We start from the raw sequence: 25850 nt of genomic DNA on the forward strand, positions 1-25850 counted from the left end.
ATGTCTTCCGCTTCTCCGTTTCATGGTCTTTCGGCCTTCCCGCCAACGCCCGCCGATAGAAATGGCTTCGTCGACACCGAGGCCCTCGGCCGCCTGCTGGAACCGCTATGCGGGGCCGGCGTGGCTTCCATCGGTCTTCTCGGCAGCACGGGGATTTACGCCTATCTCAGCCGCGAGGAGCGGCTGCGGGCGGTCAAGGTGGCGGTTGAATGCGTGCACGGCCGTGTTCCCCTTATCGTCGGCGCCGGCGCTTTGCGGACGGACCATGCCATGGATCTCGCCAGGGATGCGGAAGCCGCCGGCGCCGATGCGCTTCTCGTCGCACCCGTTTCCTACACGCCGCTGACCCAGGACGAAGCCTACGAACATTTCCTTGCCGTGGCGAAGGCGACCAGGCTTCCGCTCTGCATCTACAACAATCCCGGCACCACGCATTTCACCTTCAGCCGCGAGCTGCTGCAGCGCCTTTCCGATATCGAGACGATCAGGGCGGTGAAGATGCCGCTGCCGGCCGACGGCGATCTGCGCGGGGAGATCGCCGCCTTGCGGGAAAAGACCAGTCTCGCGATCGGCTACAGCGGCGATTGGGGTGCGGCCGAAGCGCTCTCGTCGGGCGCTGACGCCTGGTACAGCGTCGTCGCCGGCCTGCTTCCGCGCACGGCGCTTGCTCTGGCGAAAGCCGCTATGGCCGGCGATGAGGGCGAGGCGCGCCGGCTCGATGGCCTGCTGCAGCCGCTTTGGGGCGTGTTCAAGGCCTATGGAAGCATTCGCGTGGTCTATATGCTCGCCGGGCATCTGCTCGGCGTCCCGGTGGAGCTGCCGCGCCCGATTTTGCCACTTGGACCGGCGGATCGAGAGCATGCGCTCGATGCGGCCCGGCCGCTGATCGCGCTGGAACGTCAATCCTTGTTGTAAAGGCTGCTCAGCGGCTTTTTCAGAATGCTCTCGCGCAGCGAGGTGCCGGGTTCCCGGCGGGTGATCGGCGGCTGGTCGCCCGGCGGCGTGGGCCGGGGAAAGACCGGCTCCTCGCGACGCAGCTCGCGGCGCAGTGCGTCAAGCCGCGGGTCGGTCGGGATCGGCTCGGCCGGATCCAGGCGCGGGGTCTGCGGCAGCAATTCGCGGCGGTAGGATTCGAGCGGCGCCGAAGCCGGCGGGGGTGAGGCGGGCGAGGGCGGCGCGTAAGGCTGGGGAGCGAAATCCTCCTCGGCGGCATCAGCCTCATCGGCGCTTGCGATCGATGCGGCAACGCTCTGCTGGAAATTCGAGATATCAGGCCCGACGGTCACCGCCCGCATGCGGGTGACGATCTTGCGCAGGTCGACGGTGTCGGGATCTTCCTCGCTGTGCTTGCTGTTGGCGCTGGCCGCCTTCGGCAACAGGTTTTCCTCGACGCGGGAGAAACGCATGCGCATCGGCACGCTGATCGCCTCCCCGAAGGCGATGGCCTCGCCATTGCCGATCGAAGAGATGAAGCTGGTGGTCGAGATCGATGAATTCGGGATGGCCGAACGGATGATTTCCTGGTCGCGGTCGTTGGCAAGACGCATGGCAAAGAGCGTCGAGCACTGCGACAGGATCGTCTGGTCGAGCTCGCCTGGCCGCTGGGTGATGATGCCGAGCGAGACGCCGTATTTGCGGCCTTCCTTGGCGATACGGGCGATCGCCTGGCGCGTCGGCACGAAGCCGAGGCTGGGATCGGACGGGATATAGCGGTGCGCTTCCTCGCAGACGACGAGCATGTGGATGGCGCCGTCGCTCCAGAGCGCCACCTCGAAGGCCATGCGGCAGAGCACAGAGGCGACCGAATTGACCACTTCGGAGGGGATGCCGGCGAGCTGGAAGGTGCAGATCGGTCGGTTGTCGCCCGGAATGCGGAAGATTTGCGCGATGGTCTCGGTGATCGTGTCGCTGATCGTATTGTTGGAGAACATGAAGTGATAGCGCGGATCGTTGATCGCGGCGATCAGGCGCATCTTCAAGGAACGCAGGAAAGGTTTTTCCGCACGGCCCTCCAGGCGGCCGATGCGCTCGTCGATCAGTGCCAGGAGATCGGCCATGCGGTAGGGAACGGGCGTATCTGCGGTGATCGAGCTTTTTTCCGTCGTGCGCCGCACCAGCGAGTTGTCGCTGCCGCGGAAGGCGCGCTTGGCCTCCGGCATGATGTCGCGCAGCATGTCGAGCTCTTCGGGCACCGGCGGACGGCCGCGGAAGACGACCTCGGCGAATTCCTCGAGGCGCATCAGCCAGAAGGGCAGGTCGAGCGTATCGGTATCGATGGTGACGGCGTGCTTGGGAAAGGCGGCGGCAAATTCATTGTGTGGGTCGAGGATCAGCACGCGCAGCTTCGGGTCGGCCGCAATCGCTTTGTGCAGTAGCAGAGAGACGGCCGTCGATTTGCCGACGCCGGTCGAGCCGACGACGGCGAAATGCTTGGAGAGCATCGAGGGGATGTGGATCGCCGCATCGATGCTTTCGTCCTGCGTAAGCTTGCCGATGACGGCGGTCGTGCCCGTTCCGGCATCGTAGATGCGCATCAGGTCGGCAGAACGAATGCGGTGGGCGATGGCGCCGAGATAGGGATAACGCGAAATACCGGTCGAGAATTCCTCGCGCCCGTCCTCGTCGACGCGGACTTCGCCGAGAAGCTCGGTCTCGATCTTGAAAGTATTGTCCTCGCCTTCGCCCCAGGCATGGCTGCCGGTGTTCATCTGATAGACGAGGGCAACGACGCGGTTGCGGCCGACGCTGATGGAGATCAGCCGGCCGACGGACCAGAGTTCGGTGAGATCGGTGTTGCCCTCGACGGCGACGGCGGCAATCGTGGCCCTCGATCCGCTGCATGCAACGACGCGGCCGAGAAAGCGATTTCCCGGCGCATGGCCGTCGCGTCTATCGTGCTCGCCTGCCTTGCCAGACATGCGCAAGTCGTTGTTGAGCAAAGGCTACTCCCTGCGGTAGCGTTAAAGGATAAAGTTGATCCTTTAACAAATCCTTCATCCTATCGATTTTCAGGGGGCGAAGGCGCGGGGTAGTTTTTTATTGCGGCATGCGTTGACGCTGCGAAATTTTCTGTCTATCACTTCCCGCCATGAAAATGGCAACGGCTCTTATCGTGGTGGGAAGGCGCATGGGCAGGATGGTGTAACCATCCGGCGACAGCCACCCATGCGCTAGATGACAGGCTCCTCCGGGGCCTTTTTTTGTGCCCGAATTTCGGGCTTCCGGCCACAAACGCAAATCCCAGCATCAAACGGAACAGACAGATGAGCACGGACAATCAGGCGGCAGGCAATCGGATGACGGGAGCGGAGATCGTTCTCAAGGCGCTGAAGGACAACGGCGTCGAACATATCTTCGGCTATCCCGGCGGCGCGGTTCTGCCGATCTATGACGAGATCTTCCAGCAGGACGAGGTCAAGCACATCCTCGTGCGCCACGAGCAGGGGGCAGGCCATGCGGCCGAAGGTTATGCCCGCTCCACCGGCAAGGTCGGCGTCATGCTCGTCACCTCGGGTCCCGGCGCCACCAATGCGGTCACGCCGCTGCAGGACGCGCTGATGGATTCGATCCCGCTCGTCTGCCTGACCGGCCAGGTCCCGACCTCGCTGATCGGCTCCGACGCCTTCCAGGAATGCGACACGGTCGGCATCACCCGGCCCTGCACCAAGCACAACTGGCTGGTCAAGGACGTCAACGAGCTCGCCGCCATCATTCATGAAGCCTTCCGCATCGCCCAGTCAGGCCGTCCGGGTCCCGTCGTCGTCGATATTCCGAAGGACGTGCAGTTTGCGACCGGCACCTATACGCCGCCGGCCGATTATCCGATCCAGAAGAGCTACCAGCCGAAGATCCAGGGCGACCTCAACCAGATCCATGCGGCGATCGAGCTGATGGCCAATGCGCGCCGGCCGATCATCTATTCCGGCGGTGGCGTCGTCAATTCCGGCCCCGAGGCCTCCAAGCTGCTGCGCGAGCTGGTCGATCTCACCGATTTCCCGATCACCTCGACGTTGATGGGCCTCGGCGCATATCCGGCTTCAGGCAAGAACTGGCTGAAGATGCTCGGCATGCACGGCTCCTACGAGGCCAACATGGCGATGCATGACTGCGACGTCATGGTCTGCATCGGCGCCCGCTTCGACGACCGCATCACCGGCCGCCTCAACGCCTTCTCGCCGAATTCGAAGAAGATCCATATCGATATCGATCCGTCCTCGATCAACAAGAACGTCCGCGTCGATATCGGTATCCGCGGCGATGTCGGCCATGTGCTGGAAGACATGGTCCGCCTGTGGCGGGCGCTGCCGAAGAAGCCGGAGAAGAACCGTCTCGCCGATTGGTGGAGCGATATCACCCGCTGGCGGGCGCGCAACTCCTTCGCTTACACCAAGAGCAATGACGTAATCATGCCGCAATATGCGCTGGAGCGCCTCTATGCTCATACCAAGGATCGCGACACCTACATCACCACCGAGGTCGGCCAGCATCAGATGTGGGCGGCGCAGTTCTTCGGCTTCGAACAGCCGAACCGCTGGATGACCTCGGGCGGTCTCGGCACGATGGGCTACGGCCTGCCGGCGGCCCTCGGCGTCCAGATCGCTCATCCGGAAAGCCTCGTCATCGACATTGCCGGCGACGCCTCGATCCAGATGTGCATTCAGGAAATGTCGACGGCGATCCAGTATGACGCGCCGATCAAGATCTTCATCATGAACAACCAGTACATGGGCATGGTGCGCCAGTGGCAGCAGCTCCTGCACGGCAACCGCCTGTCGCACTCCTATACCGAGGCGATGCCTGATTTCGTCAAGCTGGCGGAAGCCTATGGCGGGGTCGGCCTGCGCTGCGACAAGCCGGGTGAGCTCGACGACGCCATCGTCGAGATGATCGAGGTCAAGAAGCCTGTTATCTTCGATTGCCGGGTTGCCAATCTCGCCAACTGCTTCCCGATGATCCCCTCGGGCAAGGCCCATAACGAAATGCTGCTGCCCGACGAAGCCACGGATGAAGCGGTCGCCAACGCGATCGACGCCAAGGGCCGTCAGCTCGTATAACGATAAGGTAGGAACCCAGGACCATGAACGCACATCTTCAGCCCACCGGCTCTGCCTACTTCATCTCGCCGGAAACGACAGCAGTCGAGAGCCACACGCTTTCGGTTCTCGTCGATAACGAACCGGGCGTCCTTGCCCGCGTCATCGGCCTGTTCTCCGGCCGCGGCTACAATATCGAAAGTCTTACGGTTTCGGAGACCGAGCACCAGGCGCATCTTTCGCGCATCACCATCGTCACGCGCGGCACGCCGCACGTGCTCGAGCAGATCAAGGCGCAGCTCGATCGCATCGTGCCGGTCCATCGCGTCGTCGATCTGACGGTGCGTGCCCGCGAACTCGGCCAGGAACGGCCAATCGAGCGTGAAGTGGCGCTGGTCAAGGTGATCGGCGAGGGTGACACCCGCGCCGAGACGCTGCGCCTTGCCGATGCCTTCCATGCCAAGGTGGTGGATGCGACTGTCGGTCACTTCATTCTGGAGATCACCGGCAAGTCGTCGAAGATCGACCAGTTCGTCGCGATCATGAAGCCGCTTGGTCTGATCGAAGTCTGCCGCACGGGCATCGCCGCGATGAACCGTGGCGCGCAGGGGATGTGAGCCCGCAACTTTACTCGACATCATCCTCGCCTTGTACCGGAGTTGTCCGGTGGGCGGGGGACGGAGAGGTTGCCACAAGTTTCTTCTCCCCAGCGGGGAGAAGGTGCCGGCAGGCGGATGAGGGGGCTGCACGGCACGACGTCGGCCACGTGATTTGGCGAAACGTTTCCTTCTCGTCATTCCTACGAATCCCTTGGACGAAGCAGTAGGGAATGAACTGTGGAGAGGGTGTGCCGCGCGGCCCCCTCATCCGCCCTACGGGCACCTTCTCCCCGCCGGGGAGAAGAGGGAATCGCGAGGCTGCGGCATATAACGGGATAGGTGCGGAAGAGTCTTAAAGCATCTCCAGCGGCTTTTTCCCTGCCGGCGGCGGGAAGGCGGCGTCCAGCGCCTGCCAGTCCTCGTCGGTGATCTCAAGCGCGACGCAGTCGCGGTTCTCCGCCACGCGTTCGGCATTCGACGTTTTCGGGATGACGATGACGCCGTCGCGTTGGAGCAGGAAGGCAAGCGCCAGCTGGGCGGGCGTCGCCTGATAGGCCTTGGCGATGCGGATCAGTTCGGGATGGTGGAGGATATGTCCCTGCTCGATCGGCGAATAGGCCATGACGGGAATGCCGCGGCTTTGGCACCAGGGCAGGAGATCGTATTCGATGCCGCGGCGGGAGAGATTGTAGAGCACTTGGTTGGCCGCGACATTGGCGCCGTCGGGAACCCCGAGCAGCTCTTCCATGTCGTCGGTATCGAAATTGGAGACGCCCCAGGCGGCGATCTTGCCTGACGCTTTCAGCATTTCGAAGGCGGCGACGGTTTCGGCAAGGGGATAGTTGCCGCGCCAGTGCAGGAGATAAAGGTCGATCCGATCGGTGCCGAGTCGTTCCAGGCTGCGCTCGCAGGCCTCGACCGTGCCTTTCAGGCTAGCGTTCCAGGGATAGACCTTGCTGACGAGAAAGACTTCGTCGCGCCGTCCCCCGATCGCCTGGCCGACGATCTCCTCGGCGCCGCCGTCGCCATACATTTCGGCGGTGTCGATCAGCGTCATGCCGAGATCGATGCCCGCCTTGAGGCTTTCGATCTCGATTCTGGCATGGCCGGCATCCTCGCCCATGGCCCAGGTTCCCTGGCCGAGCGCCGGCACGTCCGTGTCGTTCGGGAATTTGACGGAGGGGATAGGGTCGTCCTGCAAGATATTTTCCATTTTCCAGGAGATTGCGCAGCGTCCTTATCTTTCAACCAATCCTGTCACCATGACAATGATGTAATGGCGTCAAGAGTTTAGGGCAGTTATGCTGACCTAAATAAAGCAGGCCGCGGAAAAGAGCCGGCTTTGGGAGGTCGCATGCCGCTGGATACGTTTTTCGCCCTTGTTCTTTTTGCGTTCACGACGTCGATCACGCCGGGGCCGAACAATATGATGCTCTTTGCCTCTGGCGTGAATTTCGGCTTCCGCAGGACGATCCCGCATATGTTCGGCATCGGCGCCGGTTTCTTCTCGCTGCTGATCGGCGTCGGTCTCGGGCTCGGGGCGCTGCTGCACACGCTGCCGCTGGTCTATACGGTGCTGAAGTTCGCCGGCGGCGCCTATCTCGTCTGGATCGCCTGGAAGATCGCCTCCTCGCGTTCGCTGAGGGAGGGCAGCAACAGTGCCGCCCCGATGTCCTTCGTCTCGGCGGCGGCCTTCCAGTGGGTTAACCCGAAAGCCTGGGTGATGGCGGTCACCGCGATGGCGACCTACACCAATCCCGAACTCTATCTCGCCAGCGTGCTGATCGTCGGCCTGGCTTTCGCGGTGGTCAACGTGCCGAGCGTCTCGACCTGGGCGGGCTTCGGCTCGGCGCTGAGAGACTGGCTTTCCGATCCGGTGCGGTTGAAGTGGTTCAATATCACCATGGCAGTGCTTCTCGTGGCGAGCCTTTGGCCGATGCTAAAATAATGCGATCGACGGTTTCGTCAGCATCAGCCAGAAAATGCCGATGACGGCTGCAAAGGCCGGAAAGCCGAAAACGAACCAGACGCGGTAGAGCCTGAAATAGGCGGGCGGCAGGGCGCTCGCCGATGCCGCGGCAGCGCGGGCGAGATCGCGCAGGCGGATCTGGATCCAGACGACCGGCAGCCAGAACAGGCCGGTGACGACGTAAAGCAGCAGCGACAGCGCAATCCAGCTCTCCGACAGGTCCCAACCGATCGAGCGGGCAAGGAGATAGCCGGTCACGGGCTGGAGAATGGCGGCCGTTGCGGTGAAGACCGTGTCGGCGATGACGACAGTTCCGGCGACATGAGCGATCAGGGCGGGATCACGCGTGCGGTGCGCCATCACCATGAAGAACGCGATGCCGGCGCCGGTGCCGAAGAGCACGGTCGCGCCGATGACATGGGCAAGCAGCAGCCATTCTTCGAGCATCAGCGTTCATCCAGTGTGGCCAGCGCCGTCAGCGTCAGCAGGAGCGACGGCAGCACCTTGACGAGGGGGCCGAGCGGATCGAGCCAGAGCGCGGGTTCGAGAAGCGTGCCGCCGGAAAGATAGGCCGATGAGACGGCGAGCATGCCGAGAAGGGCGCGTCTGGCGAGCGGCCGAACGAGCACGGCGGCGCCGAGCGCCAGATCGATGAGGCAGGTCGCGAGCGTCAGCGCCGTTGCTGCCGCTTCGGGCATGAAGGGCAGAAAGTGCGCCGAGGCCCTTTCCATCGAAAGCAGCGGGATCAGGCCGGAGAGCAGCCAGAAGGCCGAGAGGCCCGATATGACGAGCGGCTTCAGGAGATAGAGCCGGGCAAACCAGAGATCCTGCACCCCGGAGGGATTGGCGGCGAGCGTGGCCGCCGCCGATGTCGCAGCGAGGCCGCTTTCTCCCTTGCTTCGTATGCCCTCCGACATGACTGTCATCGCCGTCGAGCGCAGCGGCGAACGCCAGCCGAGCAGGCCTGCCATATCGGCAAGCCAGGTCACCGGTCGCGTAAGCCAGGGAGCAAGCGAAAAGACGCGGGCCGGCGGCAGCCCCAGCCATTGCCGGTGAAGGCTGACGAGTTCGGCGAGTGTCAGCACCTCGCCGGCGGCGAGATCGATATCGCCGCGTAGACCGCCTGCGACCGCCCGCGACACGGCCTCCGCCACATCATCCACCGAAAGCGTTTCGACCGGGCTTTCGGCATGGACGAGCGGCAGCGCCAGCGGAAAGGCGGCGAGCGCTCTGACGAGCGACGAGCCGCCATGGGCGTTGCGGCCGAGAACCAGGGCAGGGCGCAGGATGAGATGAGGCAGGCCGCTTGCCGCCAGCGCCTCGTCGGCCCGCCGCTTGGTGGCGAGGAAGGGCAGCGCGCCTGCAGCACCCGTCGTCCTTGCAGATATCTGCACGATCAGCGGACGCGAGCGTGTCGCCGCGGCATAAAGCGCCAGCATCGCATCCGCCTGGGTCGCCGCGAGATCGTCCGAAAGCCCGTCCTGCAGGGCGCCGGCGCAATTGACGACGGCGTGCTGGTCTTTGAGCAGGTCCTTCCAGTCCTGGGGCTTTGTCATCCGCGAGAGATCGGCCTGCCGCCAGTCGATCGCCGGCTGTTTCAGGCGGGCGCGCGCGGGATTGCGGCCGAGCCCGGTCACGGCATGGCCGTCCGCAACGAGCCGGGCCGCGACGACGGAGCCTATGAAGCCGGTTGCGCCGAGAATCAGGATGTTCATGGCGGGAGATTAGCGGAAAAGTTTGAGTGGGATAGGAGGGCTTGGCGGGGTTGTGGTGTATGGTAGAAAGGAAAGGCGACGGTTTCAGGATCCGTTAGGTTGGGCGAGACGTTGCGGCGATTCCGCTTCTCCCCGGCGGGGAGAAGATGCCGGCAGGCAGATGAGGGGGTGAGCGGCGTAGGCCGCGAATGCACGGAGCGTAAGCGAAGGGCAACATGACGGGTGTGCCGTGTGGCCCCCTCATCCGACCCTTCGGGCCACCTTCTCCCCGCTGGGGAGAAGAGGGAGCAAGCCGCCGGCCTTGCGATCCTTAGACCGCCGTTTTGGAGGATATTATCTTGCACGACGATCACGACGATCACGATCACGACCACAACTACGACCATCACCACGATCACGACAACCACTATTCCGACATGCAGGCGCGCGTGAAGGCGCTGGAAACGCTGCTGACGGAGAAGGGGCTGATCGACCCGGCGGCGATCGATACGATTGTCGAGACCTACGAGACGAAGGTCGGGCCGAGGAATGGCGCGCATGTCGTCGCCAAGGCCTGGAGCGATCCTGATTTCGCCGACTGGCTGAGGCGCGATGCGACGGCGGCGATTGCGAGCCTCGGTTATACCGGCCGGCAGGGCGAGCATATGCGCGCTGTCTTCAATACCGCCGACACCCATAACCTCGTCGTCTGCACGCTCTGCTCCTGTTATCCCTGGTCGGTGCTCGGCCTGCCGCCGGTCTGGTACAAGGCGCCGGCATATCGTTCCCGGGCGGTGATCGATCCGCGCGGCGTGCTTGCCGAATTCGGGCTGAGCCTGCCGGAGGACAAGAAGATCCGCGTCTGGGATTCGACGGCGGAGCTGCGTTATCTCGTGATCCCCGAACGGCCGGAGGGCACGGAGGGAATGGATGAGGTTGCACTTGCCGGCCTCGTCAGCCGCGACGCGATGATCGGCACGGCGGTCGCCGGCAGCCCGGAGGCTTTGTCATGAACGGACCGCACGATCTCGGCGGGCAGATGGGCTTCGGGCCCGTCGCGCCTGAGAAGGACGAGCCCTATTTCCATGCCGAATGGGAAAAGCGGGCGCTTGGCATCACGCTCTCCTGCGGTGCCTTCGGCGCCTGGACGATCGATGAAAGCCGGCATGCGCGCGAGAATATCCCGCCGGCCGATTACCTCTCGGCGAGCTATTACGAGATCTGGATCCGCGGCGTCGAGACGCTGCTTGCGCGCCACGGCTTTGCGACGCGCGAGGAGCTCTTGTCCGGCCACAAGCTGCAGGAGGGTGCTGCGCCGAAACGGGTGCTGAAGGCGGAGATGGTGCCCGCCGTGCTTGCCAAGGGCGGGCCTTGCGACCGGCCGATGGATGGCGAGCCACGCTTTGCGGCCGGCGAGCGGGTGAAGACGAAGAATTTCAATTCGGCGACGCATACACGATTGCCGCGCTACGCCCGGGCCAAGGCCGGCGTCGTCGAAGCGGTGCAGGGCTCCTTCGTCTTTCCCGATGATAATGCGCATGGCAAGGGCGAGAACCCGCAATGGCTCTATACCGTCGTTTTCGACGGCGGCGAGATCTGGGGCGAGGGCGCGGATCCGTCGCTGACGGTCTCGATCGACGCATGGGAGAGTTATCTTGAGCGAGCATGAAACGCCGCCGTTGACGCAATCACCCGGCTTGCCGAAGTCGCCGGAGGGCGAGCCAGTCTTTGCCGCGCCATGGATGGCCGATGCCTTCGCCATGGTTGTGGGCCTATACGAAAAAGGCATCTTCGACTGGGACGAATGGACCCATGCGCTTTCGATGCAGTTGAACAGGCGCGGTCGGGCCGAAGACGGCAGCGACTATTTCGACTGTTGGGTGGCGGCGCTCTCCAACATCATCGTCGACCACGGCATCGTCGACGTGGACGAGATTCTCGACCTGCAGCAGAGCTGGCAGCGGGCCGCCGAAGCGACGCCGCATGGCCACCCGATCGAACTCGCCAACGATCCGCTGCGCTGATCCTCACGACGGGAACTGCCTATAGCATTCCTCGGCCACGGCGCGCAGCGACTCGCGCGAGATTTCGCCGGTGACGGCATAACCGAGTTCGCCGTCGATCCAGTAGAAGGTTTCGAGGTTGCCCGACGAGGCGAAGCGGAAGCTCGTCGTGCGGTTTTCCTTGTTGCGGCCGACAACGACGGTCAGGCGCTCGCCGGCCTGGTTCTCGTACATGAACATCGCGCCCGGCCTGCCGTCGACCGGCAGCAGTCGGCCGCCGACCAGCTTGAAGCCGAGCGGCTGCAGGTTGGGGATCTTGAGGTTCTGGATCGCCAGCCGCTTGCCAAGCCAGGTGGCGAGATGGGCTTCTTCGTCGGCGAAGACTTCGACGGGATGGCGGACTTCGGCGGCATAGACGGTGAAGGCGGTCTCGGCCTGTTTCGGCAGCGTCTCGGAACCGGCAAGCTGCAGGTCCGGCTTTTGAACAAGGGCCGGGCCATAATGGCCGGTGACGGCACCGAGGGCGAAGACGAGGAGGGCGGCGGCGGCGACGGCGAAGCGCTTCGCCGCCGGCGAGGCGGTGCGCGCCGGGGATACGAGCAGGGGATCGCTATCCCTGGCCATTTCGTAGCTGGCAAAGAGCGAGCGGATGCCTGCGTTCTGCACCTGCCATTCCGCGACCATCGCCGCCTCGTCGGGATTGTCGGCGAGGTAGGTCGCGATGCGGGCGCGCGCCGTTTCGGGCAGCTGGCCGTCGGCATAGGCGTGGAGATCGGCTTCGGTGACGATCGGGTTGGCGTCGTTCATTTCGGTCTCCGAAGCGTAATGATGTTATCGGCCTTCAGGTGTTCGGCGACACGTTGGCGGGCGCGCGACAGGCGGGACATGACCGTACCGATCGGGATGTCGAGCGCGGCGGCGACCTCGCTATAGCTATATCCCTCGATGACGATCAGCATCAGCACGGCGCGGTGTTCCTCCGAAAGGCTGTTCAGCGCATCGTTGAGCCGGGCGCGCTCCAGCGGATCGGCGACCGGTTCGGGGGCGGCCATATCCTCGGCGGCATCGAGCTCGACCAGGCCGCCGCGCGCCTTGCCGCGCCGTCCGTTGCGGTAGAGATTGGTCATGATCGTCAGGACCCAGCCGCGCAGATTGAGGCCGCGCCATTGGCCGCGGCGCGTCAATATCTTCTCGACACAGTCCTGCAGCAGATCCTCGCCGTCGGCATCCGAGCGCGTCAGGCTGCGCGAATAGCGCCTGAGCGAGGGGAGGAGGGCCAGGATCTGGCCCTCGAAACTTTCGGGTGCGGGTGTCTTCACGCCGGCTCTCTTGATGTCAGGGCCGCTAAGATCAAGGCTTGGCGAGATCCCAGTTGCCGCCGACGCCGTCGCCGGTGATGTCGCCGGCCTTCTTGTCCTTGACCCAGTAATAGAGCGGCATGCCGTCCTTGGCCCATTGCTTCGTGCCATCCTTGCGATCGATGATCGAATATGCACCATCGGCCTTGGCATCGGAAGCGGCCATCAGCGGCGGCCAGTTCTTGGCGCAATCGTCGTAGCAGTTGGAAACGCCCTTGGCGTCCTTCTTGAAGGTGTAGAGGGTCATGCCGTTTTCGCCGGCCAGAACCTTGCCCTTGGCGGAATCGACTTCCGTGACGGGGGCGGCGGCGAAGGCAGCGGTCGCGGCAAAGGCGCCGGCCGCTACGGCGGACAGGAATTTCACGGACTTCATGATGTTTCTCCTCGGGTTGGGCACGCGATTTCGCGCTACCTGAGATGAGACACCAGGCGAGGCGGTTTTATTCCCGAGGCGGGACAGTTTATGCCGGGCGGACGATCATTCGCCACAAGACCCTGCTTTGCAGGTCATTTACATCATGCCGGTTTGCGGATAATATATATCCTTAATTCCGTTCGCAGAACCAGCCATCACGCGAGTTGCTGAATGATCCTGAAAAGCCAGGTCGAGTGGGCGCTCCATTGCTGCGCCATTCTCGCGGGCCTGCCCGAAGGCAGGTATCTCTCCACCAAGGCGCTCGCCGAGCTTCATGGCCTGCCGAAGGAATATCTTTCCAAGGCGCTGCAGAGCCTTTCGCAGGCTTCCTTGGTCGATACCACCCTCGGCCCGAGCGGCGGCTACAGGCTTGCCAGGTCCTCGTCGGAGATCAATTTCCTCGACATCGTCGAGGCGGTCGAAGGCAAGGCGCGCAGTTTCATCTGCACGAATATTCGCGAGAACAACCCCTGCCGGCCGGCCGGCTATTGCGACAGCAAGCCCTGCGCGGTCGCCCGCGTCATGTGGGAAGCCGACGAAGCCTGGCGCAATACGCTGCGACGCGTCCGCCTCTCCGATCTCGTCGGAACCCTGTCCGAGGAGGTTCCGCCCGATATCTGGCGGGACACGTTCGAATGGGTGCTGAAGCGCGCCGGCTGAACTATGCTCTGAAAATGGTCCTGATGGTCTTCAGGATGGCATGGGCGCTGCGGATCTGTTCCGGCGGCAGGGCGGCGCCGTCGCGGAAGCGCTCGGCGCGGCCGGCGAGGTGTTCGGCGATTTCCTCGGCCAGGCCTGAGCGTTCGGCAAGCAGCGGCGCGAAGGCCTCCTGGTCGATTTCATAGGCCGTCACCGGCGTCAGCGCCTCCAGGGTGCAGACTTCCTGCAGGCCGGTCTCGCCGAAGAAATCGCCGGGCGCCAAGCGTCCGCGCTCCTCGCCCGCATGCCGGGCGGCGATGATACCGGCGCGCACCATCATCAGCGAGGGCAGCATTTCGCCCTCGCGCACGATGATATCGCCCTTGCGGAACTGCCGGGCAGCGGTGGTTTCGGCGAGCTTTGCCTTTTCCTCCGCCGTCAGCGTCGCAAAGACCGGAATGGCGTCGATCAGCGCAAGCGGCGTCACGCTCGGCGGCTGGGCGTTTTCCTCGGTCGGCAGGTTGGCCGTCAACACCGTTGCCGACGGCGGAATGGCGAGCAGCAGTCCGGCTGATTTGCAATGGCGATAGACGAGATCGAGCACCTCGTTTCGCGCCGGCACGCGCTGGCTCGGGCTCGTCACCCGGAACTGCAGCTCGACTTCGAGCGCGGTGGCGTCCAGCGCCTTCAGGGCGACCGCCGGCGGCGGGTCGCGCACGATCAAATTGCAGCTCGTCAGCGCCGTCAGCATGACCTGGCGGATCGATGCCGGCATGCGCGTCGGCGCAATGCGGATGGTGAGGATCAGCAGATGGGTCTCGTCCGGCCGGCTGACATTGGTCAGGCCGAGCTTGGCGAGAAAGCTGTTCGGCAGCACGACGATATTGTTGCCGGGGGTCAAGATGTGCGTCGCACGCCAGTTGCTCTCGACGACGCGCCCTTCCGTGCCGTCGCTCAAAAGGATCCAGTCGCCGATGACATAGGGCCGGCCGAGCGTCAGCGCGATGCCGGAGAAGACGTCGGCGAGCGTGTTCTGCAGCGCGAGACCGAGAATGATGGCGACGACGCCTGACGTGGCGACGAGGGTTCCGATCGGCACGCCGAAGACGAAGGCGAGGATCGAGAGCATCATGCCGATATAGACAATGCCGATGACGAGATCCTGGAGCAGGCGGGCCTCGCGCGGGCTGCCCTCCAGCACCAGATAGAGCCTGATGAAGCCGATGACGGCCCATGCCAGGTGAACCCACCAGAGCGATTTGGCGAGGATGACGAGCAGGGCCTGCGGGTCCTGCGTCTCATATCCCTGGAAGCGATGGGGCTCGATGCCGCTGCCGACGAGGATGAGCGTCATTGCGGCAAAGAAGAGGATCTGTACCACCAGCCGCGTCGTCGGCCGCTGGCTGGAGAGAAAGTACCAGACGACGATGCCGGCGAAGCCGACCGCTATGAGAGATATCAGAGGCTTGCCGAAGAGCGCGTCGTAGATCATCTCACTCTTTCTCCGGGAGGGGCGGGCGGCACATGATTGAGCATGTCGGCCAGCCGCGCAAGCTTGGAGCCCGCACGGCTGGCCTTTGGCGGATCGTCAGTTCTGCAGCGGGAACGTCAGCTCTTTCTGGTCGGTGTCGACAACGAAGACGGCGAGCAGGCGGGCGGGCTGCGTCTCGCTGCCATTGGCGCTGACGCCATGGCGGTCGCCCGGCATTTCCGAGAAGCTCTCGCCGGCCTGATAGGTCTTGACCGGGCCGTCATTGACCTGGCTGCGGATCGATCCCTCCAGCACCGTGGCGTAGATGAAGGCCGAGTCCGGATGGGTGTGGCCTTCGGAAAAGCCGCCGGGGCCGTATTCGACCAGCACGCCCTTGATGCTCTTGCCGGGCACGTTCGGCAGTTCGTGCTCATAGACGAGCGTCACCTTGGCGGACTTGCTGCTGTCATGGGCAGAAGCGCCGGTGGCCGCCAGAAGGGTGAGGGCGGCGGCGAGGAATGAGGACTTGATCATGGGAATCTCCTTGTTGGCAGGGGAGGAGGCCGGTCACTTCGGCCGGGCGGATGTGGCGAACCACTGTTCGAAGGTGATCGAGCCGAGGCGCGGATCGTCGTCGGACACGAGCGATTGGTCGTTCAGCCTGGCGCCGAAATATTTCGCCTCGGCGTCGGCCTCGACGGTCCTCGGATCCTTCATCGCCTTGAGATAGCGGGCGACGAGCTCGCTGAGACGGACGCGTTCCGGGCCGGATATTTCGATCGTCTTGTTGGCCGGGGCGGAGAGCGCCACGTCGGCCATGGCGTCGGCGACATCGTCGGAAGCGATCGGCTGCACATAGGCAGGCGACAGGCGAACCGTCTGGCCGACCGTGCCGGACTGGGCGATGCCGTTCAGGAATTCCATGAACTGCGTCGAATGCACTATCGTATAGGGAATGCCCGACGCCCTGATCAGCTGCTCCTGGGCGAGCTTGCCGCGGAAATAGCCGCTTTCCTGCAGCCGTTCGGTGCCGACGACGGAAAGCGCGATATGGTGCTTCACGCCGGCGGCCTTTTCAGCGGCGAGGAGATTGCGTCCCGACGTCTCGAAGAATTCGAGCACGGCCTTGTCCTCGAAGGAGGGCGAATTGGCGAGGTCGAGCACGACGTCGGCGCCTGTCAGCGCTTCTGCCAGACCTTCCCCGGTGAGCGTGTTGACGCCTGTGTTCGGCGAGGCGGCGATCACCTCGTGCCCGCGCTTGCGCAGGCGTTCGACAGTCTTCGAACCGATGAGGCCGGTTCCGCCGATGACGACGATTTTCATAACGGATCTCCTTTCGCCGCCGGGATGCCGACGGCGTCAAAGTTGAATCTTTTCAATGAATTTCGGAGTTTAGTTCAGGCCAGCTTTATCGAGGCCATAGGCCTTGTCGGCCGTGCCGGGCACCGTCTTGAAGCCGACATTGACGCGGTTCCAGGCATTGATCGCCATGACGACGAAGGTCAGGTCGGAGATTTCCTTTTCGGAAAGCTGGCCGCGCACGCGCTCATAGATTTCGTCGGAGATGCCGCCTTCGGGAAGCTTGGTCAGCGCTTCGGTCCAGGCAAGCGCTGCACGCTCGCGGGGGATGAACAGGTTCGATTCCCGCCAGATGGCGACGTGGTAGAGCCTGAGTTCGCTCTCGCCATGGATCTTTGCCTGCTTCACATGCATGTCGAGGCAAAAGCCGCATCCGTTGATCTGCGAGGCGCGGATCTCGACGAGCGCCTGCAGCTTCTCGTCGATGACACTGCTCTTCAGCGCCATGCTGAATTCCATGAATTTCTTGAAAAGCTCGGGGGACTGCTGGGCGTAGTTCAATCGCTGAGTCATGTGTTTCTCCTTCAATTAAGGATATTATGTATCCTTATGGATAAAAGATATCTGTAATAGCTGGACTGTAAAGCCATTCTCGCTTAGTCTGCCCGCATAAGGCCTATGCGCAAAAGTATGAGGGGGCAGGGATGGATATCGTTTCGGCATTGCGGACCTTCCAGCGCGTCGTGGAGACGGGGTCCTTCTCGGCGGCGGCGCACGATCTCGACGTGACGCAGCCGGCGGTCTCGCGGCAGGTCGCAGCGCTTGAAGGCCATTTCAACACGCGCCTTCTGCACCGCACGACGAGCGGCCTGTCGCTGACGGCGGAGGGGGAGCGGATGCTGCCGATGGCGCTCAGGATCCTTGAGGCAGTGGAGGAGCTTGGCGATGCGGCCGGTTCCGAGGGCGCGATGGCTTCAGGGAAGGTCAGGCTCAGCGTTCCAGCACCGCTCGGCCTCTATCTCAGCGAGCGGCTCGGCGATTTTCTCGCCGCCCATCCGAAACTCTCGGTCGAGCTGCTCTTTAGGGAGCAAAGCTCCGACATGATCGAGGAGCGCCTGGATCTCGAAGTGCGTCTGGGCCCGGTCGCCGACAGCAGCCTCGTCTGTCGGCGGATCGGCTGGACGACCGCCTTCCTCGTCGCGTCTCCCGCCTATCTCGCGCGCAAGGCCGCCCCGCGCACGCCCCGGGATATCAAGGACCATGAATGCCTGTGCTACAACAGGGCAGGCGAGGCCAACAGCTGGTCCTTCTCGAGTGGCTCGGAAGACATATCGATCCGGATTTCGCCGCGGCTGACCGCCTGCAATGCGGTGGCCATTCACCGCGCGGCCCTTGCCGGAGCGGGTCTTGCGGTGCTCTCGCACATCATCGCCAGGCCTGATATCGCCTGCGGCCGGCTGATCCCCGTGATGGAGAACTACCAGCCGAGCCGCCTGCCGGTCACCGTCGTCTATCCCTCGCGGCGCAACATGCCGCTGCGCGTCAAGACGGTTCTGGATTTTCTCATCGGCGCCATGGCGCAGGACCCGTCCATGTGCGCAAGTGGCTGAGCCTGCGCCGGAGAAAGGCCCGATCAAATTGCCTTCGTATTGAGGCGGATGGATTGGCCTATTGCCCGACTCGCGTGTCGAGTGAAGAAGCAACTTGAGCCTTATTGCGCATAGCAGTCAGCGAGGCCAGCAGCCTGTCGCGCTTATAGCCTCTGTACCAGTCGGCGCTGTCTCGGCGCACTTCGACGGTGTCGTGCACAAGCTCGGCGGCGAATTTGCCGTATCCGTCGAGAGTGAAAATAAACGGAATGCCAGGACCGAGATGTTCGGCGGCATCCGTCAGGTCGAGCACATCCATGCCATTCGCATATTGCTGATCGATGTGAAGCACGACGAAATTATCCGCCACATAGGCGTTGAGCCGTTCGGCGCTTTTTGAGATATCGGAAGGCGGACGTTCGTAAAGTGTTGCAGTATGGCTGGGTACAGGCTGGCTCGGGCTGCCAAAGCGATAGGTGAACTTATCCGTCTCTCCATGAATGTAAGCGTCGAAGACGTGGCACCATATGCACCATTCAGCACCGTAGGAGACCAGCACGGTTTTGTGCTCCGCAACTGCCTTCGCCATCGCCATTCGATAAATCTCAACCTGATCAGAACACTGATCATACAGCGTGGCACCGCCATCCCGGCACGTTTCACTTGTCTCCCTTGGAAAAGTTTCGATGGGTTTTCGCGCGAAAGAGGGTTCAGCGGCAACCAACGCAGCGGCAATCCCGATCGCACCAACCAAGGCAGCGCACGCAAAGGCAGTCTTCTTTGGCGATATCATGTTATTCTACATCACAACCATGGGGAGACTTCTTTGCAGGATTTTGCAACGCTTGTCACTGGTGCCACCTTGGATGAAGTTAATGAAGCATGTCATTCCTCCGTCACTCCGGTCGTTCCGCGTTAGTTTCCGCCTTGCCTAAATCAGGCGAATCCTGCCAAGTCGCCGATCATGCAATTTGCGCCGCAACAAGACGAAGCCCTGAAGGCTGTTTCGAAATGGCTGAACGAAGGGCGCTCGCCGCTCTTTCGCCTGTTCGGCTATGCCGGAACGGGCAAGACAACGCTTGCCCGGCATTTCGCCGAAAATGTCGATGGCGACGTGCTGTTTGCCGCCTTCACCGGCAAGGCCGCGCAGGTGCTGCGCTCGCGCGGCGCCTCCAATGCCAAAACCATCCATTCACTGATCTACCGTCCGCGCGGCGAAGAAGCGGTGGAGGACGAGGAGACCGGCAAGACCTCGATCGCGCCGATGTTTTCGATTAACCGGCAGAGCCCGGTCGCGAAAGCGGCGCTGATCATCGTCGACGAATGCTCGATGGTGGACGAGGCGCTCGGCAAGGACCTGATGAGCTTCGGCACGCCGATCCTGGTGCTCGGCGATCCCGGCCAGCTGCCGCCGGTTTCGGGCGGCGGCTACTTCACCAATCAGGAGCCGGATTACCTGCTGACCGATATCCATCGGCAGGCGCGCGACAACCCGATCATCAAGCTCGCCATGCAGGTGCGCGAAGGCAATGAGATCATGTACGGCGACTACGGCACCGCCAAGGTGATCTCGAAGAACGAGGTGACGCAGCAGCTGGTGCTCGATGCCGACCAGGTGCTCGTCGGCACCAACAGGACGCGGCGGCGCTACAATCAGCGTCTGCGCGAGCTGAAAGGTTTTAACGCCGATTATCCGCAGACCGGCGACAAGCTCGTCTGCCTCAGGAACGATCCGGCCAAGGGCCTGCTCAACGGCTCGCTCTGGCAGGTGATGACTTCGTCGAAGGAAACGACGAAACCCGGCATCAATCTCCTCGTCCGTCCCGAGGACGACGACATGGACCGGGGTGCTGCCAAGATCAAGCTGCTCAAGCAGGCCTTCGAGGATGTCGAAGGCGAGATTCCGTGGAACACCCGCAAGCGCTATGACGAGTTCGACTACGGCTATGCCCTGACCGTCCATAAGGCGCAGGGCTCGCAATGGAACGATGTCGTGCTCTTCGACGAGAGCTGGGCCTTTCGCGACACGCGGGAGCGCTGGCTCTATACGGCGATCACCCGCGCGGCGGAGACGCTGACGATCGTGCGCTGATTGTGATCGTGCCGCGATCCCGGTCGAACGGCTCGGTTGTCCGCCTAGGAAAGGCCCGCCTTTATCCGGCTGCCACTAACCCCTCCCCAACCCCTCCCTACAAGGGGGAGGGACTAACGCGGTGCGCCGGCTGCGCCAACCGTGAATGGAAGGCAACGGGCGCGGCAGGTTAGCCCTTCCCCCTTGTGGGGAGGGGTTGGGGAGGGGTCTTGTCATGCTCAAACGGGGAAGGGGACAGTGGCGGCCGTCGGACGGATTACGCCTGGACGATGCCGAGCAGGACTGCCTTGGCGATCGCCTGGAAGCGGTTGTTGGCGCGGAATTTCAGGATGATTCCGGCCTCGAGATCCCTGGTCTCGTCATGCTTCAGGTCGAGCGCCCGGGCGATGCGCTGGGTGGAGTAGCCTTCGGCCATCAGTTCCAGGCAATGCTTCTCCTGCGGGGTCAGGCTGGAATTGTCCTGATTGTCGTTGAGCGGCTGCGTCCCGATGCCCTCGTCGAAATCCAGGAGGTCGCCGACCTGCTGGAGCTGGCGGTGCAGCGTCGACATTTCGGCCGTCAGCTCGCGTTTGCGCACTTGCAGGGCCTCGCGGAACATCGCCTCGGCCGATTCCTGCGAATCGGCGGCGCGAAGCTCGTGCATCAATTCCTGGATGACGGCGATCGGCATGCCCGTCTCGCGGCAGACGGTGATGACGGCCATGCGCATCACGTCGTCTTCGCCATAGACCCGCATCAGGCCGATGCGATTGGCCGAAATCAATCCCTTTTCTTCGTAGAAATGCAGTGTCCTGTGCGTGACCCCGAATGCGTTTGCCATATCGGCAATCGGCACGGGGCCATCAGGCAAATCCGGCGGCAGCGCGGCCGAAGGCAGAAACCGGTATTTGGACCGGGCCTCCGAAGCGATACCGGCGGTAGCAAACAGGCGTTTGGAACCGTCTGGCATGAACCCTCCTAGGGCATCGTGTTGCACCTCATGCGGTCTTGCCAGTTGCTTCCCGGTCGCGGCGAGTGGGGTTTCCTCTAGGCGTTCTTCTATGGGAAAAGAAGCAGTACGCGGCCTACGTTTACGCGATACAATGTCCACGTTATGCGTGAACGATCTTTTTTATAAGTGCTAAAAATAATCTCTTTTAAATGGGATAGCAACGTGACGGCGTGTTCTGCGCGCTCCGGCCCCCATGCTGCGGAAAAAACACGCGCTGCGCCGCCGCAGCCGCCGACCTTCTTCGGAGGCGACGGAAACTACTATTTACGGTACGCGGTCGGTACTGCAAATGCGGATCCATCAGCGATCGGCATTGCATTCATCTGCGATTCTCGTTGGCCATTGCGAGACACTTGGCTTAAAAGCGGGGCCTCCCGTTTCCGAGACCGATGGATAATCCGCCATGCCAGCCAAGCTCTCCGTCAACCTGAATGCCATCGCCATGCTGCGCAACCGGCGCGATCTGCCCTGGCCGAGCGTCGAAGCGCTCGGGCGCATCGCGCTCGCCGCGGGCGCCAGCGGCCTGACGGTGCATCCGCGCCCCGACCAGCGCCACATAAGATTTTCCGACCTGCCCGTCATCCGCAATCTGATCGACGACGAATTTCCGCAAGCGGAGTTCAACATCGAGGGCTATCCCACCGAGGAATTCCTCGAACTCTGCGCCGGCGCCGCACCCGAGCAGGTGACGCTGGTGCCCGACGATCCCGCGCAGGCAACCTCCGATCACGGCTGGGATTTCCGCAAGCACCAGGCGCTCCTGACCGATGTCGTCGCGCGGCTGAAGACGATGGGATGCCGGGTCTCGCTGTTTGCCGATGGCGACGGCGATGCCGAAGCGGTGAAGCTGGCGAAGGCGACCGGCGCCGACCGGATCGAGCTCTATACCGGCCCTTATGGCGGCTGCTATGACGCGCCGGAGCGGGCAGCGCCGATCCTCGAAGCGCTCGGCAAGACTGCGGATGCGGCACTCGCCATCGGCCTTGCCGTCAATGCCGGGCATGATCTCACGGTGGCCAACCTGCCGGATCTGGTGAAGCGGATTCCGGCACTGGCCGAAGTCTCGATCGGCCATGGGCTAACGGCCGATGCGCTGGAGTACGGGATGGCCGAGACGGTGCGGCGGTTCTGCCGGGCTTGCGGGCAGGCGGTTTGATAGGACGCTGTTTCCCTCTACACTTTGGTGGGGGAAGAGGCCCGGCATTTCTGGCCGTGAGGGATATAACGCGTTTTGAGTCTCCTGCGCCCAAGGACTTGGGCGCGCTGGATTCCTATGACGAGCACAGGAATGAGGGTGGAGAGGTCGTGCTTCCCATCAACCGCTGCCTCAATGGACACGGCAAATTCGGGCAAGGCGTTCAATTTACCCTCCTCATTCCTGTGCTTGTCACAGGAATCCAGCCACGGCGCGTCTGCGCTGTGAGTGACTCACCGCACGTGATGAGATTTTCAGCGTCCAAATCAGAGCGCGCTCTTCCCGGCGGCAACGCAGGGATGAGCGGAAAGCTCAATGGCCTCCGGCGTTGCCAGCCGTCGTCAGCGCCGTCTTATGCGCCACGAAGAAATCCTTCAGCGGCTGCGGTTGTCTGCCGGTCAGCTTGGTGAAATCTCCGGTGACGATGTCGAAGTTGCCGGCGCGGATGTTGGCGTCGGCGGAGACCAGCATGTCGGCGACGAAGCCGGGGAGGCCGGCGCCGCGCATGCCCTGGCCGAGCTGTTCGTCATTGACGTCGACCACTTCGAGCGGCTTGCCTGATGCTTCGGCGACGATCGCCGCGATCTCGCGGTTGTTGAGCGATACCGCGCCGGTCAGCGTGTAGGTGGCGCTTTCGGAGGTGCCGGAGGCCAGGGCTGCGGCGATCGCGAGCGCGCAGTCGTCGCGCGAAATGGTCGAAACCTTGCCGTTGCCGGTGGCGCTGTACCATTTGCCGCCCTGCAGGTTGTGCGGCATGCTGTGCAGGTAATTGTCGTGATACCAGGCGTCGCGGATGATCGTATAGGCGATGCCGCTTGCCTTGATGGCGTTTTCGCTGCCGAGATGGTCGGGCGCGAAGGTGACGAGCGAGTTGTCCGGCGCCGGCATCGAGGTATAGGCGATGTGCTTGACGCCTGCCTTGGCGGCAGCGGCGACGGCGGCCTTGTGCTGGGCGAGGCGCTTGCCGGGGGTATCCAGCGCATCGGTGCTGATGATCAGCAGCCGGTCGATGCCGGTGAAGGCCTGTTCCAGGCCGGCGGCATCATCGAAATCGGCCTTGCGGGTGACGACACCCTTTCTGGCGAGCCCGGCGAGCTTCTCCGGGCTGCGGGTCGCCGCGACGATCTGGCCGGGGGCGACATGATAGGTCTCGATGAGGTGATGGATGACGCGCTGGCCGAGCTGCCCGGCGGCGCCGGTGACCAGGATGGTTTCGCTCATAGGTCGTTTCCTTTTGCGTTTAGCTGGTCTCGAAAAGAGACTAACGCTAGATTGGGAATTGACCTCGCGGTGTAAAGAAGGCAGTTTTTCGGCTGTAAGTTACCAGAAGGGAACCAGCAGATGAGCGGCGCAGTCCTCAGTCTGAAGAACAGGATGCCGGGGGCGCGGCGCGAGATCGATCTTGCCGGCCTTGATTTTTCCAATTGCCCGGTCCGGGACATGATGCAGCAGATCGGTGGGAAATGGTCGACGCTGCTGCTGGAAGTGCTGGCGGCCGAGCCTCGCCGCTTCGGCGAACTCAGGCGGATGCTTCCCGATATTTCGCAACGCATGCTGACGCAGACGCTACGCGACCTGCAGCGGGACGGCTATATCGGCCGCGAGGTCTTCCCGACGAAGCCGCCGAGCGTCGAATATTCGATGACCGATTTGGGCCGTTCGCTCTACCAGCCGCTGTCGCAGCTGTTGAACTGGGCGGAAGCGAACCACGATGCCGTGCGCGCTGCCCGCTCGCGTTTCGATTCAGCCGAAAGCTAGAGCATGATGCCGAAAAGTGTGAGCGGTTTTCGGACGACATCATGCTCTAACTCTTTAATTTAGAACAGGATTCAGATTTTAGGCCAACCGGGCCTAAAATCATCCTGTTCTAGAGCCTCTGTCACTTCGCGCGCGTAAACAGCGCGCGAAACAATTCCTCTGACCGCTGCAATCCTTCATCACTCAGAACGACCGACTTGGCCTTGCCTGCGGGATTGGCGATTAGACCCTTCTTGTACAGACGATCCATGACGTCCCAGTCGAAGCCTTTCCAGGCGCGATCGCCGTCATGCAATGTCAGCCAGAGCAAAGCGAGCACGGCATCGTCGATCTTTTCTTCATCCATTTCCATGCCGGAAGCATCCCTGTAAAAATGAGTGAATCCTGTCACCTCTCATTTAACCCGCGAATCGCCCCGAAATCGAATCCGATTTGCAGGGCTTTGCGACAGGTCGGTCTACTTCCCGCGTCCTTCCGTGAGGAACAGTAGGAAGGCGAGCGCCGGGAAGGCGAAGCCGATCCAGGCGGTCATGGTCCAGCCGCCGGTCGCATAGGCCCAGCCGCCGAGCGCCGAACCGAGCGCGCCGCCGGCAAAGAAGGTGGCCATGAAGAGACCGTTCAGCCGGCTGCGATGTTCCGGATTCAAGCCATAGATGGCGCGCTGACCGCAGACGAGATTGGTCGTCACGCCGAAATCGAGCGCGATCGCCGCCACCGTCAGCAGGACCAGGGCGGTAAGCGAGCCATCGCTCGCGAAATGGCTGATCAGGAAGGAGGCCATGCCGAGCAGCATGGCGATCGTCGAGGCGATCTTCGTCATGCCGCGATCGGCAAGCCGGCCGGCGATCGGCGAGGCGATAGCGCCGGCCGCACCCGCCAGCGCGAAGAGGGCGATGCCGTTCTGCGTCAGTCCGAAGGCCGGGCTTGCGAGCAGCAGCGGCGTCGTCGTCCAGAACAGGCTGAAGGCGCCGAACATGCCGGCCTGATAGAGGGCGCGGCGCTGCAGCACGCGCGAGGTCAGCGCCAGATGCGCCATGGAGGCAAGCAGTTCGCCGTAGCCGAGCTTCGTCTTCGGCACGCGGACCGGCAGGTTGGCGCGCAGGACGATGGCGAGCACGAGCATCAGTGCGGCGGTGACGTAATAGACCATGTGCCAGGAAGAGGCCTCGGCGACGAAGCTCGCGAAGGGGCGGGCCAGCATGATGCCGCAGAGCAGGCCGCTCATGACATTGCCGACGACCTGGCCGCGCGTCGCATCCGGCGCCATGTTGGCGGCGAAAGGCACGAGCACCTGGACGGCGACCGAGGCAAGGCCGATCGACAGCGAGGCGGTGAGGAACATGGCAGGCGTCGAAGACAGCGCGGCGCCGATCAGGGCGAGGGCCGAGACGGAAATCAGCAGCAGCACCAGGCGGCGGTTTTCGGTGAGGTCGCCGAGCGGCACGATCAGCAGCAGGCCGAGGCCATAACCGATCTGCGTCAGCGTGACGATCAGCCCGGTTGCGGCAGGCGTGAAGCCGAGATCGGCGCTGATCGGGCCGGCCAGCGGCTGGCCGTAATAAAGATTGGCGGCCACCAGCCCGCAGGCGGCGGCGAAAAGGAAAGTGAGCCAGGGGGATAGCGCTCGTGGAATGGCATTATCCGGGGTGGTGGCTGAAATGCTCATCAGAAACTCCGGTATGATTGAAAGGATTAGTCGCAAATCGTCTTACCGCCGCCACCCGTTTCCTGCCGCGGCGCTGGGG

Annotated in this window: 28 protein-coding genes; 12 read left to right on the forward strand and 16 right to left on the reverse strand. The window is 63.0% G+C overall.

The annotated features are described in order from the left end of the window. Positions 1-915, forward strand: coding sequence for a dihydrodipicolinate synthase family protein (locus ATY76_RS03195; RefSeq protein ID WP_088673310.1), 915 nt, complete (start codon positions 1-3; stop codon positions 913-915). Here ATY76_RS03195 and ATY76_RS03200 read toward each other — a convergent pair. Continuing rightward, positions 900-2939, reverse strand: a complete 2040-nt coding sequence (locus ATY76_RS03200) for a DUF87 domain-containing protein (RefSeq protein WP_088673311.1) — start codon at positions 2937-2939, stop codon at positions 900-902. The genes ATY76_RS03195 and ATY76_RS03200 overlap by 16 nt on opposite strands. Positions 2940-3263: 324 nt before the next feature. Between ATY76_RS03200 and ATY76_RS03205 the strand changes: the two genes are divergently transcribed. Further along, complete coding sequence (locus ATY76_RS03205) at positions 3264-5054, forward strand: acetolactate synthase 3 large subunit (RefSeq protein WP_088673312.1); 1791 nt, start codon at positions 3264-3266, stop codon at positions 5052-5054. Between the two features lie 23 nt (positions 5055-5077). Continuing rightward, positions 5078-5650 (forward strand): acetolactate synthase small subunit, encoded by a 573-nt coding sequence (gene ilvN / locus ATY76_RS03210; protein ID WP_088673313.1) that lies wholly within the window; start codon positions 5078-5080, stop codon positions 5648-5650. Between the two features lie 334 nt (positions 5651-5984). Here ilvN and ATY76_RS03215 read toward each other — a convergent pair whose 3' ends face one another. Then, a complete protein-coding gene (locus ATY76_RS03215; RefSeq protein WP_088673742.1) occupies positions 5985-6833 on the reverse strand; it encodes an aldo/keto reductase in 849 nt (282 codons plus the stop codon). A 153-nt stretch (positions 6834-6986) separates the two neighbouring features. Between ATY76_RS03215 and ATY76_RS03220 the strand changes: the two genes are divergently transcribed. Beyond that, entirely contained in the window at positions 6987-7580 is a 594-nt protein-coding gene (locus ATY76_RS03220) for a LysE family translocator (protein ID WP_088673314.1), read from the forward strand. Here the strand turns inward: ATY76_RS03220 and ATY76_RS03225 are convergent. Together ATY76_RS03225 and ATY76_RS03230 are read right to left on the reverse strand one after the other, a co-directional pair. Continuing rightward, on the reverse strand, positions 7572-8048 hold the full coding sequence (locus ATY76_RS03225; RefSeq protein ID WP_088673315.1) for a DUF2269 domain-containing protein: 477 nt from the start codon (positions 8046-8048) through the stop codon (positions 7572-7574). The genes ATY76_RS03220 and ATY76_RS03225 overlap by 9 nt on opposite strands. Further along, the gene (locus tag ATY76_RS03230) at positions 8048-9316 is read right to left on the reverse strand and encodes an SDR family oxidoreductase (protein WP_088673316.1); all 1269 of its coding nucleotides are present in this window, start codon (positions 9314-9316) and stop codon (positions 8048-8050) included. Before ATY76_RS03230 ends, ATY76_RS03225 begins: the two co-directional genes overlap by 1 nt. 338 nt (positions 9317-9654) lie before the next feature. Between ATY76_RS03230 and nthA the strand changes: the two genes are divergently transcribed. From nthA to ATY76_RS03245, 3 genes are read left to right on the forward strand one after another with little or no spacing between them, the layout of a single operon-like run. Next, positions 9655-10308, forward strand: coding sequence for a nitrile hydratase subunit alpha (gene nthA / locus ATY76_RS03235; RefSeq protein WP_088673743.1), 654 nt, complete (start codon positions 9655-9657; stop codon positions 10306-10308). Further along, positions 10305-10964 (forward strand): nitrile hydratase subunit beta, encoded by a 660-nt coding sequence (gene nthB, locus ATY76_RS03240; RefSeq protein WP_088673317.1) that lies wholly within the window; start codon positions 10305-10307, stop codon positions 10962-10964. Before nthA ends, nthB begins: the two co-directional genes overlap by 4 nt. Continuing rightward, positions 10951-11319 (forward strand): nitrile hydratase accessory protein, encoded by a 369-nt coding sequence (locus ATY76_RS03245; RefSeq protein WP_088673318.1) that lies wholly within the window; start codon positions 10951-10953, stop codon positions 11317-11319. Before nthB ends, ATY76_RS03245 begins: the two co-directional genes overlap by 14 nt. Positions 11320-11322: 3 nt before the next feature. Here ATY76_RS03245 and ATY76_RS03250 read toward each other — a convergent pair whose 3' ends face one another. Genes ATY76_RS03250 through ATY76_RS03260 form a run of 3 tightly spaced genes read right to left on the reverse strand, consistent with a single transcriptional unit; the run spans position 11323 to position 13029 of the window. After that, a complete protein-coding gene (locus ATY76_RS03250) occupies positions 11323-12105 on the reverse strand; it encodes an anti-sigma factor (RefSeq protein WP_088673319.1) in 783 nt (260 codons plus the stop codon). Then, complete coding sequence (locus tag ATY76_RS03255) at positions 12102-12617, reverse strand: RNA polymerase sigma factor (RefSeq protein WP_088673320.1); 516 nt, start codon at positions 12615-12617, stop codon at positions 12102-12104. The genes ATY76_RS03250 and ATY76_RS03255 overlap by 4 nt, the downstream gene beginning before the upstream one ends. A 31-nt stretch (positions 12618-12648) precedes the next feature. After that, positions 12649-13029: a hypothetical protein gene (locus tag ATY76_RS03260; protein ID WP_088673321.1), complete on the reverse strand. Its 381-nt coding sequence runs from the start codon at positions 13027-13029 to the stop codon at positions 12649-12651. Between the two features lie 213 nt (positions 13030-13242). Here ATY76_RS03260 and ATY76_RS03265 point away from each other — a divergent pair, with 213 nt between their 5' ends. Next, positions 13243-13731, forward strand: a complete 489-nt coding sequence (locus ATY76_RS03265; RefSeq protein ID WP_088673322.1) for an Rrf2 family transcriptional regulator — start codon at positions 13243-13245, stop codon at positions 13729-13731. A gap of 1 nt (position 13732) precedes the next feature. Here the strand turns inward: ATY76_RS03265 and ATY76_RS03270 are convergent, their stop codons facing one another. The 4 genes from ATY76_RS03270 to ATY76_RS03285 form a co-directional block, all read right to left on the reverse strand. Then, the gene (locus tag ATY76_RS03270; protein WP_088673323.1) at positions 13733-15202 is read right to left on the reverse strand and encodes a mechanosensitive ion channel family protein; all 1470 of its coding nucleotides are present in this window, start codon (positions 15200-15202) and stop codon (positions 13733-13735) included. Positions 15203-15298: 96 nt separating this feature from the next. Next, complete coding sequence (locus ATY76_RS03275) at positions 15299-15715, reverse strand: cupin domain-containing protein (protein WP_088673324.1); 417 nt, start codon at positions 15713-15715, stop codon at positions 15299-15301. A gap of 33 nt (positions 15716-15748) precedes the next feature. Beyond that, positions 15749-16504, reverse strand: coding sequence for an SDR family oxidoreductase (locus tag ATY76_RS03280; protein ID WP_088673325.1), 756 nt, complete (start codon positions 16502-16504; stop codon positions 15749-15751). A gap of 69 nt (positions 16505-16573) precedes the next feature. Then, positions 16574-17053 carry a carboxymuconolactone decarboxylase family protein gene (locus ATY76_RS03285; protein ID WP_088673326.1) on the reverse strand — a complete coding sequence of 160 codons (480 nt, stop codon included), beginning with the start codon at positions 17051-17053 and terminating at the stop codon, positions 16574-16576. A 131-nt stretch (positions 17054-17184) separates the two neighbouring features. On the opposite strand from ATY76_RS03285, the gene ATY76_RS03290 reads away from it, so the two are divergent. Then, on the forward strand, positions 17185-18090 hold the full coding sequence (locus tag ATY76_RS03290; RefSeq protein WP_088673327.1) for a LysR family transcriptional regulator: 906 nt from the start codon (positions 17185-17187) through the stop codon (positions 18088-18090). A gap of 58 nt (positions 18091-18148) precedes the next feature. On the opposite strand, the gene ATY76_RS03295 is transcribed toward ATY76_RS03290, so the two are convergent. Then, positions 18149-18862: a DUF255 domain-containing protein gene (locus ATY76_RS03295; RefSeq protein WP_141104973.1), complete on the reverse strand. Its 714-nt coding sequence runs from the start codon at positions 18860-18862 to the stop codon at positions 18149-18151. Between the two features lie 171 nt (positions 18863-19033). Here ATY76_RS03295 and ATY76_RS03305 point away from each other — a divergent pair, with 171 nt between their 5' ends. Continuing rightward, the gene (locus ATY76_RS03305; RefSeq protein WP_088673330.1) at positions 19034-20161 is read left to right on the forward strand and encodes an ATP-dependent RecD-like DNA helicase; all 1128 of its coding nucleotides are present in this window, start codon (positions 19034-19036) and stop codon (positions 20159-20161) included. 256 nt (positions 20162-20417) lie between these two features. On the opposite strand, the gene ATY76_RS03310 is transcribed toward ATY76_RS03305, so the two are convergent. After that, positions 20418-21110: a MerR family transcriptional regulator gene (locus ATY76_RS03310; RefSeq protein ID WP_088673331.1), complete on the reverse strand. Its 693-nt coding sequence runs from the start codon at positions 21108-21110 to the stop codon at positions 20418-20420. A gap of 445 nt (positions 21111-21555) precedes the next feature. On the opposite strand from ATY76_RS03310, the gene ATY76_RS03315 reads away from it, so the two are divergent. Beyond that, the gene (locus tag ATY76_RS03315) at positions 21556-22308 is read left to right on the forward strand and encodes a pyridoxine 5'-phosphate synthase (RefSeq protein ID WP_088673332.1); all 753 of its coding nucleotides are present in this window, start codon (positions 21556-21558) and stop codon (positions 22306-22308) included. Positions 22309-22659: 351 nt separating this feature from the next. On the opposite strand, the gene ATY76_RS03325 is transcribed toward ATY76_RS03315, so the two are convergent. Further along, positions 22660-23568 carry an SDR family oxidoreductase gene (locus ATY76_RS03325; RefSeq protein WP_088673334.1) on the reverse strand — a complete coding sequence of 303 codons (909 nt, stop codon included), beginning with the start codon at positions 23566-23568 and terminating at the stop codon, positions 22660-22662. 120 nt (positions 23569-23688) lie between these two features. Between ATY76_RS03325 and ATY76_RS03330 the strand changes: the two genes are divergently transcribed. Continuing rightward, positions 23689-24105 (forward strand): helix-turn-helix domain-containing protein, encoded by a 417-nt coding sequence (locus ATY76_RS03330; protein WP_088673335.1) that lies wholly within the window; start codon positions 23689-23691, stop codon positions 24103-24105. A gap of 121 nt (positions 24106-24226) precedes the next feature. On the opposite strand, the gene ATY76_RS03335 is transcribed toward ATY76_RS03330, so the two are convergent. Both ATY76_RS03335 and ATY76_RS03340 read right to left on the reverse strand, forming a co-directional pair. Further along, the gene (locus ATY76_RS03335) at positions 24227-24457 is read right to left on the reverse strand and encodes a DUF6429 family protein (protein ID WP_088673336.1); all 231 of its coding nucleotides are present in this window, start codon (positions 24455-24457) and stop codon (positions 24227-24229) included. A 105-nt stretch (positions 24458-24562) separates the two neighbouring features. Continuing rightward, entirely contained in the window at positions 24563-25771 is a 1209-nt protein-coding gene (locus ATY76_RS03340) for an MFS transporter (RefSeq protein WP_088673337.1), read from the reverse strand. Positions 25772-25850: the final 79 nt, after the last annotated feature.

Source organism: Rhizobium sp. R339 (assembly GCF_002211395.1).
GTDB lineage: Bacteria > Pseudomonadota > Alphaproteobacteria > Rhizobiales > Rhizobiaceae > Rhizobium.